Below are 14,127 nucleotides of genomic sequence, written 5' to 3' on the forward strand. Positions count from 1 at the left end.
TGAAGATATTGCAGTCAAGTTCTGCAGGCGTAATGTCCTGATTCATTCATGGCTGATCATATCCGGCTAAAGAGGGTTGTTACTTGACCGAGGGATCCCCACTGGCATTGCTGTCTTCATAGCTCGCCGGGTTATTCCCTTTATCCTTGAAGACGCAGGAAACGGTCTACGTCCCCTATGCGCAGAATAATTGCGGGACTCGATGATTTCTTTAACGATCTCGGGCGTCGAATCCATTTTTTGATAAGGAAATTGAAACCGTATTCAGGCAATCAGAAACCTGTCAGCGTATCGCCAAAGTTAAAGGCATTGTCCCTAAAACAGGCACGCCCGTTGTTGTTCTTGGCAAAGAAACTGAATTTAAGCATGGTCGTCACATTGCTGCATGGCCTGGTCTGGTTCCACGCCAGCACCCGAGTGATAGCAGGCAGGTACTGATGAATATGACGAAAAAATCGACAAGCATCTGCGGACACTTCTTATTCATGGTGCCCGCGCTGACGTCAGGGTGCCACGAATAACAATAATGGATATATGAGTCAGTAGGTTAAACAGTTAAAGGAACGGCGCAAATTTAATAAATGGACCGAACGGCCGCTAACAAAAACGTGAGAATAATCTGGTTGATGCTGAGAAATGAGACCGGGTATCAGGCAGTAGGAAGTTAACATCCTGCCAGCAGAAGTTGCAACGTACTCAGGGGATGGCGTACACAGTACGGTCTGCCTCAGGGCAAAGACAATCTGCTCTTCGTTGAATTGTGATTTTTTCAACGGCACCACCTCCGCTCAGGGAGTGTAGATCATGCCGTAATTCGGTTTCATGATTGTGGAGGATTCAAGGACTGGGTTACTCAGGAACCCGCTTATTTTAAGCGGATTCCTGAGTAACCACCGTCGTTTTAATGCTGTCTGACCATAGGAGATAAGTGTTTATGCAATTTTGTAGTCATTCATTAAAATGAGTACTTAATGCCCACCATGGCCGCCGTGTTGCTGTAGCCTTTGTCTCCCAGCTGCTGCCCCACGTTACCCCACAGCGCTGTCTGGCGGCTCAACTGCCCTTCCACACCGAGTTTTACTTCCCCGACATTGACAGCCCCGGCCTGCTCCAGCGATACGCCATTCATCACCACGCCATTACGCTTCGTGTTATGCAGCCAGTTGACTTCCACGAACGGCTGGAAATTTCGGTCTTTTCCGCTATCCATCTGATTATGCCCCCGCAGGAAAGCTCTGGCACCCAGGCGGGTCTGGACGTTGTTCTCGCCCTCAGCGCTCACCCTCGTGCCGTTCGCCTCGGTCACATCACCGGATTTCACCCCCATCCAGGTCACCTGAGCCTGGGGCTCAATAAAGTACGCTGTACGGTTAGCCTGTGGTCCGGACTCCCCCAGCGCGAAGGTGTAGCCGGTCTCCACGGACGCCGTCAGCCCTTTTGATTTGTAGCTCTCCTCGCTGATGCCCTCGCCGTTGACGTGATTGTTAAACCAGCTGTACATCAGCTGGCCATCCACCCAGGCGCCGGTGTCAGCCTGGTCATTCTGATACCAGGTGCCGTACATGCCCACACTGTAACCGTCCACTGAGCCCTTTGAACCATGGCCGGATACCGTGGAATGGGTGTTGTTGTGGTTATTACCATAGCCCGCCATTACGCCAAGATGAAAGCGATCCCGGTCATTGCTGCTCCACTGGGTCAGGTCCCCCCCCAGTTGGGCGACGTATGTATTGCCTGTGGTACGCAACTGGCCGGAGCCGTCGTGGAACTGATTGTGCACCCCCACCTGACGCAGCCAGAGACTGGATACGCTGCCGTCAGTGTTGAGGGTATTCATATAACGGTTTTCACCGGCACGGTCGTGCAGGGTGGTCAGGAACATAGAAGAGGCCGCCTGGTTGGCGATGTAAGAGCCCGCTTCAGGCCGGACAACGTGATTGGGGGGAACGGGTGGCACTGGCCCCGGTGAAAGCCGGCTGTCCAGATACCAGCTGTTGCCGTGCGCGTTCAGGGTGTAATCGTAGGCCCCGGCGACGATACGCCCCTGCTGTTTAAATGCACCCGCTGCAGAGGTTCCGTCCACCTCGATGAGTTTAATCCCGTCAAGGGTCTGTGCGCCGGTGCCCCCGGCGTTGGTGACAGAGACATTCGTCGTCCCGGCGGCATTGCCTTTCACCACCAGTTTGTCGGTGAACGAACTGTCCCCGGCCAGCGCACTGTTGAACAGCAGTGTACCGCCGTTGCCGGTATAGTTGCCATTGACCGTCAGTATATTGCGGGCTGCGCTGCTCGCGCTGCTCAGTTGAACTGTCCCACTGTTGCTGAGGTTACCGACGGAAGAGTCTCCTGTCACGGCCCAGTTTCCTCCGGAAGTGGTGGAGAGCGAGGTCAGACCCGTGGCTCCCCCTGTCCAGCTAGCGTTATTCGTCAGGATAACATTCGTGATACCCCGGTTATTCATCGCCCCACTGACCCGGGCATTATCGATAGTGAGTGCTGTCTGACTCCCGGCATCCCCGCCAAACAGTACACCATTCTTGCCCTGAAGCTGGGTACCTGAATTCAGGGTGATGTTAGCCCGCGCTCCCGCATTAACGTGAAGGGCATCGCCACCGCCAGATACAACGGTGTGGTTTAATGTAATCGTCGACAGCCCCGGACTTCCGTTACCGGAGGCTGCGTTCACGCCATTATCGTTATCCACTAAAATACCGTACTTCCCACCTGAAACTGTTGAGTCTGAAACAGTAATGTTTGCGGTCGATGCACCATACGTCTGGCTTGAGATGCCGACGCTGTTGCTCCCTCTGGCCGTAATAACGGCACCACTGGAGATATTGACCGTGGAAGCTCCTGTGTTTTTGGCTATTGCGCTATTATCGGCAGACCCAATAATGTTGATGCCGGCACCATACTGTCCCTGGTTTAGTTCGGGGTGTGCTCCACCGACGAGTGAAGTCACAGAGCCTCCAGATATCGTCAGCTTGCTTCCACCTGTAACAAATACACCATCAGTACTACCTGTAATAGAGGCATTAACTGCCGTGACTGTCGAATCATAATACAACCCGACACCAGCCGCTTCGCCCTCAACTGTCGAACCATTAAGCGTAGCCTGTGAGTTATCAATCAGACTGATAGCCTCTGAGTAAACATTGCCAGTCCCTTTGATCAGTGAACGACTGCTGAATGTCGCCTGGGCATTTCCCTGAAGGTCTATAGCTGCTGGTGCCGCAGGATCTGCTGTAATATTGACATTATCAAAATTACCAATAGAGTGCTGAGACAATAATACTGTACCTGTCTGAGTTACCGGGGTTGATGCACCAGTACCCATCTGGAGCTGGGTTGTGTCGCTGAACGCCGTGATGCCTACGATGGCTGCGCCTCCATCAACAATTACTGTTGCATTGTTATATGCATCCAGTACATGGTCGGCAATCGTCGGTGATGACCCCAATAGTGTTCCAGGACTTATGGTTAGTTGACCGTTATTGTTGACTTCGTAGATATCACTTGAGTGATCGCCAGATATGGTTTGTTGATCGGAAATAGTGTAATTGGCCCCATATGCCTGTCCGATACAAGAAATGCCAATAATTGTATTAATAACAATTATTGGCGTTTTCTTTTTCTTCCTAAAAAACTCCGTGTTTTTTTTCATTGCATATGCTCCATGTTTAACCCCAAGATGGGGGGATGTTACTAAGTGCATACTATGCTCACCTGAACATTGGTATCAGCATAACTCATTTCAAATAAAGTCCGTGCTATCACACCCGATTTTTCAGATATTTCGACTTCTATCGTCTTACCCGGAAGGCGCTGGACCCACTACCTCACCGACGGTGACAGTAGTCAACGCGCCTTCTATTTTTGGCATTTGAAATGCTGCCATATAAACGCGAAACACGGTCATGCAGGTTTTTTGCCTACGGCGAGGTACCGTGCATCGACATCGCTCAGGCTTTGATAACACTTTAACATCTTAATATTCTGACTAATGCTAAACATCGTTTCTATACTACAACAATTATTTTAAGAACGGTGCGGTGAGCATCAATGTATAAGGCTAGCCTATTTTAAAAAAATAGCCATATCTGTTTTTTCAGGAAGAGGTAAAACTAACCGAATTCGTCGTATGGTTTGAGATTGAGCTAATTCATTAGCTATGAGGCGTTACACAATATAATAATGCACAATCATCAGTGCCGTTTAATGTGGTGACTATTAAAACGTTCACCATTTTATAGAAACCGTCATCCCACTCCCCGAAGGCAAACATGGGCTGGCAAAAAGTATAGTATTTTTAGGCACATTTATTTAGTCTGTACCCGGCTGGACAGGATACTGCTCGATGAAGCGTAATGCTGTCATACGATCGCACCGTCCGCAGGCGTTTTCCCCGTACCGTGTGGATAAAGAAAACCCTGATAGCCAAAGGAATAAGATATCAGGGCAGGATACAGCGGGGCATCTGTTTACGCCCCACTTTTTATCAGCATCTACTATTATTACAGGTTAACGTTGTGGGAATTTGATTTTAACTGCTGGTCCCCAGATTGCAGCGGCAGGGACGTAAGCCATCTGACCACTGGTATCATAACTCACCTCAAAATAGGCTTGTTTCACTTCAAAATTAACTACGTCATCATGGGTGATGACCAGTTTATTGTCTTTTAGTGACACTTGACCATCAGCATCTGAGAGAAGAGTAACTTCATCATTCCAGGCCTTTTTCACTCCGTTATAAACAAAGTACAGTTTCTGGTCGTTTGAATGTGTAGTCAGCTTAATTTTTATCAGAGTTTTGGGGGCACTCACCACGGCGCCTTTTCCTGGATAAACGGTATGACCTTTAGTTTGCAGTTTCAGTTGGTTGTTGTTACTTTCCAGTATTTTTGCAGGCGTTGTTGCAGCAACCACATTGCTAGGAACCACATTATCCGCCAGCGGAAGAATGTGCATCGGAACCTCAGTGGATGTACTCGAGCCCTGGGTTAGGGTTAAAGTGGCTGTCCCGACTGTACTGCCGCCAGCGATCTCAGGCACCGGCTTACCATTGGCACTTGCAACAACCTGCTGTGTAGGCTGAGGTTTGTTTTTTACCACAAATTCCGCCAGAGTCACATCAGGAGAAGTTGAATTTTTGATATTTACTGTAGCGTCCCCCGCAGCCGCCTCGATTGTCACATCCGGCAGCTTGTTATTTTTTGCCTGGCGAACATCAAAGCCTGTGATAGCACCTTTGCCGTCTTTATGGGCATGATTGTTATTTGGGTCATCCTTGGGGGTGATTTTTAGTTTATGCGGCTGAACGTGTACGGTTAACGTCGCCTTTTTTATCCCGGTGGTACGAGCTTCCGCCGTTACAGTGGCATCGGCTTGTTTGCTACCGGCTTTGGCCGGATCTGCCAGCGTCACGGAAGATGCATTTGCAGCAATGTCAACGACTAAGCTGTTATTCGTCAGTTTAAAGGTATTCCCGTTATCGCTGTCACTCTCCTTCAGAGTAGCAGAAGTGGCCGAGGTAATCGGGCTATGTGAAGAATGGTCAAGCGCCTGCAGTGGAAGCGTGCTCACACTATCGTTCACTGTGAAGGTTTTTACTGCGGGCTCAAACTTAAGGTCAAAGTCTCCCATCACAAATGCGTCATCCACGGTAAAAATGCCGAGCATTTTACTACCAGTATCGAGGACTGCAACGCGTTTGCCGTCGTGCAGGCTGATCGGAGAGACCCAGGATGGTGACGCCGCAGCTGATTTCACCGTATATCGGCGGGACAGAGTGCCTTCTGGGCTGTAGCAGTTGACTTTCCCGTTGTCGTTCGCAGTTGACCAGATATAGCCCGCTTTATCCAGGAACATCTGGTAGTGTGCAAAATCGCCATCTGCACCGTGAATTTTTGTTGCTGCAGCCGTTTTCCCGGCTGCACTGATGTCTTTCCTGAACAGCGAACCATCATCGGCTCCAATGTACAGGCCTTCTTTACCTGACGTTGTCAAGTCTGCGACCATAGTGGCAGCCTGCTCAACCGGATAAAAAGCTGCCGATTTTACGCTTCCGTCATCACCTGCAGTGCCGTGGATGATGCCATTCTTTCCCTTTCCGCCATCACTCTTGTCCTTACATAGGATCCACAGATCTGTTCCGTGACACAGCAGATCAAAAAATTCAGCCGGATTATTCGCTAACACAACATCCATTGGGGTCTTATTTGTAAAATCATTGATGGCAGTTGAATAAGCGCCACCAAAGCCGTTTGGAAGATCAACGCAGTAGATGTTTGACGTTTTGGTATTTCCGTCGCCGAGCCATAGTCGGTCATGGGTTACCGCTCCACCCTTTGGCTGGAATGCAATATCATTATACTGCAGAGGGATCTCGTCTTCTCCGCCCGATGTACCCGATTTCGTCGGCTTAAAGAATACAATATCGGCTGGCGTTCCGTCCGCGGCCGTTTTACTGAAGCGATAAACAGTTCCATTGGTATAGTCCGCGGCCCAGATAAAGTTGCCCTGCATGCGCAGGCCAAATACTGACAGTGTTTCCAACTCTCGGTGAATACTTTTATCCCAGTTAGTACTTCCCGCGCTTTCGACTGACGGCAGGGTAATGCTTGCTGTCTTGGTAGGAGCCCCGGTTGTTACTGTATAAACATGGACCTGTGCACCTTTTTTATCATCCTTTGCATCCTGAAGTAAATCTACAGCCCAAAGCGTGGTAGTGCTACCGACAGTTTCCGAAATCATATCATTGCCGTATCGGTTGTTCCGAGCGGGCAGCAAAACGGTGTCCGCCGTTAAAGTCTGGCGGTTTAATGTTGATGGCATAATAAAGAACCTCTGTATAGATAAATTATTGCTAATGAATGCTGTATCTGTCTGAATACAGCGAGAATACCCGTCTGCCGTTTATCATCTCACCGAAAGTGAGATAGTGGCGGAGGCTGGTGTTGTGTCATCACCTGGCAGGTATGCAAGGTAATCTATGCTGCCGCGATGCACGCCCCTTCCCAATGAAGAAAAATGTACGTTAAAGGGCGGCAAATCCCCTCTCTGGTCGCTGGTAATGCGCGCATCAGGCGCCGGTGTGTTCTCCGCAACCAGTCCATTAATGGGGTTTTGTGTGTGGATAAAGCGGCAGGGGATCCCCGGCCAGAATTCACTCTGGTCTGACTTTGATACCAGGCGTACTTTAACGGTTACTGGTGTTGTGGCCTTCGCGGAAATGATGGCGGGCAGTACTGGAGATACCAGCATCAAGTCCCCCCTGGCCGGGAGTACCACCAGATGAAAATCAACGCTGTGTCCGTTACAGGTTGCTGTAATGGTCAGCTGGCCTTTATTTGTTCCTGCTACGGGGGTTATCCTGGCAAGCCCGCCGCCTGAAGTGAAAACAGGACCCGACGGAACGGTGGTTTTCGTTTTCCCCGGATCGTCTGTAACCGCCCAGGTCACACGGGCGCTGCCCACCGGGGCTCCCCCATGAGTAGCCTTAACGACCAGGTCTGCGTAGGGCTTTCTGTCCGGCAGTTGTGTCCATTGTGGGGTGCCACTGACGATTTCCAGTTTGTCCACTTCACTGGTATGGTCAGTGATGTGCTCCGTCAGGCTGAGCATCCACTCGTTTGTCCCTCTTGTATACCGGGGCTCATCGTTCAGTTTTATATAAATATCCAGTGCATCCGTCAGATTATCCGGAAGGTTCAGGTCAAAATACATCAGCCCCGTATTGTCGGGTGTCAACGTTCTGTGATAGTCCGGTTCACCGTTGTCACCTGCAACAAATTTCGCATTCATGGCGGAGTCCGTTGTGCCATGGTGTACAAACAACAGGATGACGGACCTGTCCTTCATCGGAGTCAGCTCCCCGGCGTCCAGGGTGACCTGAACGCCCAGCCGGCACGGCCCCGAAGGGAGGGTGATAGACATGTGCTCCCTGTCAACGATTATCCCCGGAGTGAGACTTGTTATTACCGCGATATGATTCATCAAAAATCGCCGGCGGTACGCTGACCGCCGGGCTCCCTGTTATACAATGTTGAATTCTACGTCCTGAGACAGGCTTCCGCTTGTTGCCGTCAGCGTAAAGCGTCCGGTGTTCGTTGCCACAATCACCGGTATACGCGCCCTTCCGTCCTGGGTGCGGACCGGAATAGTTTGCTGGTAAGCGTTACCGTTTTTGAATTTTGCTCCTGCTTTATTGGATGCAGAGACGGTAAACGTCACCTCGCCGGCCTTAACCGGATTACCGGATGCGCCGAGAAGCTCTGCGTAGTAATTCGGCCCCCCAATCCCTTCTTCGGCGTCGGCAGTCTGGATAGTCTGCGTGGTATTCGGACTCAGGCGGATGGTTTTGGCATCCTCAACGAGCTTCACGGTGAATTGCAGTTGCTCATTCAGCCGGGTATTTCCTCCCGCAGGAACCACGTACAGGAAGAATGTCCCCGCCGTATTTTTTACATTCAGCTCAGGCAGGTGTACAAAGCCGTCCCGGTCAGCGCTGGTGATGCTGCAGGTGGTGTCATTTGAACTCTCGAACGTTGCCCCGGCATCCCTGTCGTCAATCCGGACCGTCAGAGCGAAGGTCGACACCGTCACATCCGATTTATCCAGCACCTTCAGCTTCAGCTTCAGATTTGTCGTATGTCCGGCTGCCACGGTGACCGGGCCGGTCGTACTCCATTTAATGTGGTCCGCCGTGGTAAATTTCACATCCACTTTTACCGGTGCATATACGTTATCTTTTGTGGAAAAGGTAATGGCGCACGCTTTTGAGGCCCCGGTGGCCGTTCTCAGGTGGGGCAGAACACGGTAATCCGACGTGTTCGTGGGCGCTACCGGGTGCAAATCACCTTCTGTATGGGATAAATTGTCTTCGCCAATCACGTGCAGGCTCATACCTTCCACGGTATAATGAATCGTCGGTGGGTTCCCGTCGCCCGGTTCAATCTGTGGATTAAAACCAACCTCCAGCGGAGCATTTTCGCCGGTGACAGTGCCGTTAATTCCCGCCGACAGCCAGAGCGTTGAGGTGCTGGCGACCAGACTCTGTTTCACCTGACTGCCCATGCGAATATTCAGCGTCAGAGGGGATGCATTCGTCGCTGTAAACGTCAGCTTCATCGTTCCTGCATGGCCATGAGTGAGATTCACCCGGGCTTTCGGGGCCGATGTCGTGACATTGACCGGCGAATTGTTGACGGTCAGCACGCTGGTGTCGGACGAAACAATGGTGACATTCGCGTCTGCCGCAATCTCCGTCCCCTTATTGACGACGGAAACGCTGACGTAGGTATCGTCAGTTGCAGACCAGTTCTGCCAGCTGTCCGGCGGGAGAAGCGTGCCATCGGCATCGTATACCCGAATCTCATACTTCGCAGACGGAGTCTCCCCGGTCTTAATATGATAGGTTCCGACAACCTGACCATAGTGCTTCAGGGTCAGGGTGGTGGTGTTAGAGCCAGTCTGTCCGGGTACCGGAGTCAGGGTAAGAGTGAATGTGCCGTCAGTTTTCGTGGTAACAGTTGTTGGTGTAACCGTCAGGTACCCGGTTGAATTCAGCTCAACGGTCAGCGTTTCCGCTGCATTAGGTGAGCGACCATTTTTCTTCAATTGAAGAGTAATATTTTGCGGTTCAGTGATACTCCCAGGCACAGTGCCATCCACTGTCCATTTATCAGAAGCAGAGGCTTTCAGCGTCAGAGGTAATTTACTCTCATCGTAATCGTGATAACCTAAATCTGAGTAACCAACTTTTTTAATTTGTTTGAATAAATTATTGATTCCGACTAAACCTACCGTCATGTATTTAGTCGTATCCGTTGTAACCAATTTCGCTTTTATGCAATTGGCCGGGAGCGTGAATTTCCCCTCATCGGATGGGGTGATTTTATAGTGGGGGCTGTCATCATCGAAGATAATATTGTCACCCTCAGTAAGGTCAAAACGCAGTTGATGTCGCGCCGGAGGGACTTTCCAGTCGTCACCAACCCGCTGTTCAAGAGTGAAGTGCAGTGCCGGGTTGTTAAGGTTTTTTTCGTTTTGTCCCTGGAACAGAGGTAATTCTTTCGTTGCCGAGATTACACGAAATTTATTTGGGTCACTTCCATCATCTTCATCGCCAATGTAAGCGTTAATCTGAGTAATAACTGCCCCGCGATCAATACCAGAATTATCATATTTACCCTGAAATGAAATACAATACTCTCTGCTTTCTGGTGCGGTAAATACGAACGATTTTTTAACCCAGTCAGAGTCACTCGCAAAAAATGGCATCTGTGTCACAGGATTGGGATTGTCCAGGTGCCTGTCTGTACTTAAAGTAATATGGACATGATATTCAGGACTGCCTGCTACATTTTGATGCTTCGCTTCAGAGAAATACATATCTGCAATATGGAGCCATGTAAACGTATAGGTCTGTCCTTTTGTTGCAACAAACGTATGAGAAATATTGCCTCGCACTTTTTTGTAAACCAGCCGTGCAGCATGAAAAATTTCAATGTCTGCGCCATCAACAGTCGCATGCTTATGTTCGTTAACAACCTGGTTATTCTGATACAGAAACCCTATACCAGCTTCTACCTTCCAGCCGCTGACGAGACTACCTTGAGGTAAATGTAATTCTCCATTATCCTGATGTATAGGTCCACGGGATATATTTATTGCGTTTTTTTCAAAGCCATCAATGTATGTCATATTAGTTCCTGGTAAATAGCCGCGGCCTGACGTCTCTACTGACTATGCTGAGCCACTGTAGCAGTGTTCTATTAAAGGCACTCAATCATGATTTTTCTTGCCGATGGATATAATAGGCAAAATAATGATAAAAGCAGAACAAAATAATTCATGCTTTTATGAATGAAAACAGACTATGGAAATACAAGGTACTTCGCTCGCATTGACAGATGCCATTGCAATTTCTTATAAAGAATCAGCATTGATAAATGAATGCATTGTTTTTTTTGCAAGTTACAGGATGTCTTCTTAGAAGAAGAACTTTCACAAGTCACATTAGCATGCACCGATTTAATTTCTTCCGTAGTTAAGGGACTTTGAAAATATTGTGAATATATTTTTTTGCTTGTGAACTGAAATTTATTATTCTTGTTTTTCATTTAATATTTATGACCAAAATCATATGAATAATTTACTTAAGTTTTTTTCGCTTAAAGCTGGTGTTGGGTTGTTTCTGGCTGGATGCATGCTGCCTCATTTTGTTTGTGCTGACGAGGATGGCAACAGTGTTGCGGCAAAAATGAATAAACAATGGAAGTCCACGGATATGGACTGCAGAACCGCTGGCAGCAGCCATGTTGCATCTGCTCTGAGTTGTAATGGAATACTCCTGAAACCGCTCCCGAAAATGCAGTCTGAAACTCCGGATACATCGGCAGAAAAAAAGATGACTGCAAGTGCAATACTCTATTTGAGGAAGGATTTGAACACACCGGCTAACCCCACTGGAATGATTCTTCCGGCTGAGAGCGCCCTTAACTCAAATGATTCCTCAGTAACTGCGGCCTGCGTTCGACCAGTGGCAGTAGATAACAACGTTGTACGAGATGCATTTGGATGTGGTGAAAAGTCAGCGACACTTTCCCCAGTAAATAATGATGATACTGACGTTTCTACATGCAACCAGTTGGTTCCAGGTCCGGAGGCGGGTAATTGGGAGTGGAATAAAACATGCTCACTCAGTGTGCTTATACATAATGAGTTCAGACTGGCTATGGTGCTGAACAAAACCCCCGGCATGAATAAGGATAAGAAACCTGTACAAATTTGGTATCGTCACTGGCCGGATACAATAGACAAGGCAACCCCCCTGGCTCTGGTGTATACTAGGGGAGACCAGCAGGCACTGCTGGCACGTCAGAATGACCTGGCAAATTTGATAGCAGTCAAAATGAAAGTCCCGGTAGTAATGTACACCCCTGGTGACGACTCACCATTCAGTTACCATGACGCTGACAACAAGGTCACACCACTAAAGCCTGATACACCAGAGATTATTGCAAATCGGGTCATTGCACGCTACGTTGACAACGCTAATACGAGCAATTGTGGTCACGACGTACCAGCCTGGCAATGTTCAGGCCTGATTGCCCGGGCAACAGCTCCAGATCATCCATTTACTCAGGGCCCTGAGACGGTAAAACGTGGTGTTGCTTCCTATTTTTACTTACGGAGAGATACTCAAACCTATGACACCTATATTAATCATCAGGGAATTGTTCTGAAGGTTCCTGAAAAAGGGAAAATCAATACCCCCGAAGGACGTAAAGTTTTACAGGTGTTGCAGAGCAGAATGAAGTGTATTTATGCCCAGGACGCTGATACATTTGGCCTCCACAAATCCAAGGAATACAATCAGTGTCGTAGTACACCTGCAACGTCAGACGATTACAGTGACTGCAGTGAAAAATTGAACAATAGCCCCGATGGCGATATTGATATGTGGCTTCAGGCCTATAGAAATAAACACTATACGAGTGGCGGAAATCAGTGTTCATTCAGCGTGCGCCACGCAGGGCAGTTCGAGGCTGCGATTTCTCTTTCAGCACAAAAATTAGGAAATTATCAATGGAATGAACTTATTCTTACGCCGTCTGGAAGTGAAAATGATATTCCTGAGGTTGAGGCTGTCTGGTACAAGGAAGGTGATAACGATGCAAAAGTTAAGGCTCAGGAGATAGCAAAAAAATATTTTGCACTTCGAAAAGAAAAGATCCCTGTAATTGCCTGGGATTACAAATTCACCATGCGCTATTATTCAAACGATAATAATTGGTGATATAAAAATCAACTAGTTATAATATTCATTATCATTGATAATGAATAGGTTGGTTCTGTCGAAAAGATAGACGTGCGGTTGGCGTTGGTGCACGGACAGGGTAAGGTTGCAATTTGCCCTTACCCACTGAAATTCAGGCAGCTTTCACCTGCTTACGGACAGAATGGGGCCTTGCCACCGACAGCAGTCGGTTCATCACCATCACCCCGATGGCCACTTCCGTTTTCTGGCCCGCAAAACCCCGAGCACGCAGGCGGGCACCGATGAGGGCTTTCCAGCCCCCCATCATCGTTTCCGCTAACGCCCGTTTTCCGTACCCGACAGCCTTCTGCCAGGCCAGCCGTCCCTTATCCTGTATCATGGCCAGGTGCCGGTCCCGCTGACCGGGTGGCCCCGGGCTGACGCCCTCCACCGCTGTGGCACGGGGAGGGATGGCGACAGTGATGTTTTCGCCATGGCTGGCTATCGTGCTGTACGTGGGGCGACCATCGTAAGCCCCGTCGGCGGTGACCTGCGCGACGGGAGCATCAGTCTGGCTGAGCAACGCTCCCACCTGCGACGGGCCATCGGTATGTGAGTCAGTCAGGGTATGCGCCACAATGCTGAAGTTATCCGCATCCACGGCCAGATGGAGTTTACGCCAGTCGCGCCGGGCGCGGACCCCGTGCTTTTCCTCCAGCCACTGACCAGCCCCGTAAACCTTCAGCCCGGTGCTGTCGATAAGGATATGAAGAGCGCCCTCTGACGGAATACGCGGGAGAGGCGGTAAGGTGGTGGCCCGTCTGCTGACCGTGGTGTGGTCAGGTACCGTAAGAGGCAGATTCATCAGGCTGATGACGGATGCCATGAGACCTTCAGCCTGGCGCAGGGGTATCCGGAAGGCGGCGCGCAGCATCAGACAGGTCTGAATGGCAAGGTCAGAGTAACGCGCCTGTCCCCCGGGCGTGGTGCGGGCAGCAGCCTTCCACAGGGCAATAGCCTCCGGGGTGAGCCAGAGCGTCAGACTGCCCCGTTGCTTAAGGCCATTTTCATACTCAGGCCAGTTGGTGACGGTGAATTGAGCTTTGGGGATATGATGACGCTTTCCGGCGTTATGTTTATGTGGCACTGGTGCGTATCCGTGGAAATCCACAACCACAATGACATAACTTAGCCATCCGTGCACCAACGCCTATTGCAGCGAGAAAAGCTGCCAATATAGCTGCACAGCAGGCATTCTCAACTGCTCCTTTACCCGGTGTGCCTTATATCCCCGTCCTTCAGGGCGGGGATATAAGGCACGGTTTTCCACCTAACCTGGTGTTTGCTGTTGCTCAATATATTGC

General features: G+C 49.6%; 6 protein-coding genes and 2 pseudogenes. 2 read left to right on the forward strand and 6 right to left on the reverse strand.

Annotated features, from left to right (window positions below; translation table 11 throughout):
• Nucleotides 1–70: 70 nt before the first annotated feature.
• Nucleotides 71–668, forward strand: a pseudogene (locus tag B9Y90_RS23125) (transposase); the annotation flags it as partial.
• A 287-nt stretch (nucleotides 669–955) separates the two neighbouring features.
• Here the strand turns inward: B9Y90_RS23125 and B9Y90_RS23130 are convergent.
• From B9Y90_RS23130 to B9Y90_RS23145, 4 genes are all read right to left on the reverse strand, one after another.
• Entirely contained in the window at nucleotides 956–2,962 is a 2,007-nt protein-coding gene (locus B9Y90_RS23130; RefSeq protein ID WP_254902740.1) for an autotransporter outer membrane beta-barrel domain-containing protein, read from the reverse strand.
• 1,559 nt (nucleotides 2,963–4,521) lie between these two features.
• Entirely contained in the window at nucleotides 4,522–6,753 is a 2,232-nt protein-coding gene (locus B9Y90_RS23135; RefSeq protein ID WP_139827470.1) for an SMP-30/gluconolactonase/LRE family protein, read from the reverse strand.
• A gap of 165 nt (nucleotides 6,754–6,918) precedes the next feature.
• Nucleotides 6,919–7,935, reverse strand: coding sequence for a hypothetical protein (locus B9Y90_RS23140; protein WP_139827471.1), 1,017 nt, complete (start codon nucleotides 7,933–7,935; stop codon nucleotides 6,919–6,921).
• A 99-nt stretch (nucleotides 7,936–8,034) separates the two neighbouring features.
• Nucleotides 8,035–10,704, reverse strand: coding sequence for a hypothetical protein (locus tag B9Y90_RS23145; protein ID WP_085542768.1), 2,670 nt, complete (start codon nucleotides 10,702–10,704; stop codon nucleotides 8,035–8,037).
• A 442-nt stretch (nucleotides 10,705–11,146) separates the two neighbouring features.
• On the opposite strand from B9Y90_RS23145, the gene B9Y90_RS23150 reads away from it, so the two are divergent.
• On the forward strand, nucleotides 11,147–12,802 hold the full coding sequence (locus B9Y90_RS23150) for a hypothetical protein (protein ID WP_139827472.1): 1,656 nt from the start codon (nucleotides 11,147–11,149) through the stop codon (nucleotides 12,800–12,802).
• Nucleotides 12,803–12,935: 133 nt separating this feature from the next.
• On the opposite strand, the gene B9Y90_RS23155 is transcribed toward B9Y90_RS23150, so the two are convergent.
• Together B9Y90_RS23155 and B9Y90_RS27395 are read right to left on the reverse strand one after the other, a co-directional pair.
• On the reverse strand, nucleotides 12,936–13,910 hold the full coding sequence (locus B9Y90_RS23155; protein ID WP_085542770.1) for an IS5 family transposase: 975 nt from the start codon (nucleotides 13,908–13,910) through the stop codon (nucleotides 12,936–12,938).
• Between the two features lie 63 nt (nucleotides 13,911–13,973).
• Nucleotides 13,974–14,127, reverse strand: a pseudogene (locus B9Y90_RS27395) (hypothetical protein); the annotation flags it as partial.

Origin of the sequence: Cedecea sp. NFIX57 (genome assembly GCF_900177785.1) — a bacterium.
In the GTDB taxonomy this organism is placed as follows: Bacteria; Pseudomonadota; Gammaproteobacteria; order Enterobacterales; family Enterobacteriaceae; genus Cedecea; species Cedecea neteri_C.

Excerpts from the sequence above, each read along its gene's own strand:
- B9Y90_RS23145 (WP_085542768.1), bottom strand. The coding sequence starts at position 10,704 with ATGACATACATTGATGGCTTTGAAAAAAACGCAATAAATATATCCCGT.
- B9Y90_RS23135 (WP_139827470.1), bottom strand. The coding sequence starts at position 6,753 with ATGATTTCGGAAACTGTCGGTAGCACTACCACGCTTTGGGCTGTAGAT.
- B9Y90_RS23140 (WP_139827471.1), bottom strand. The coding sequence starts at position 7,935 with ATGTCTATCACCCTCCCTTCGGGGCCGTGCCGGCTGGGCGTTCAGGTC.
- B9Y90_RS23150 (WP_139827472.1), top strand. The coding sequence starts at position 11,147 with ATGAATAATTTACTTAAGTTTTTTTCGCTTAAAGCTGGTGTTGGGTTG.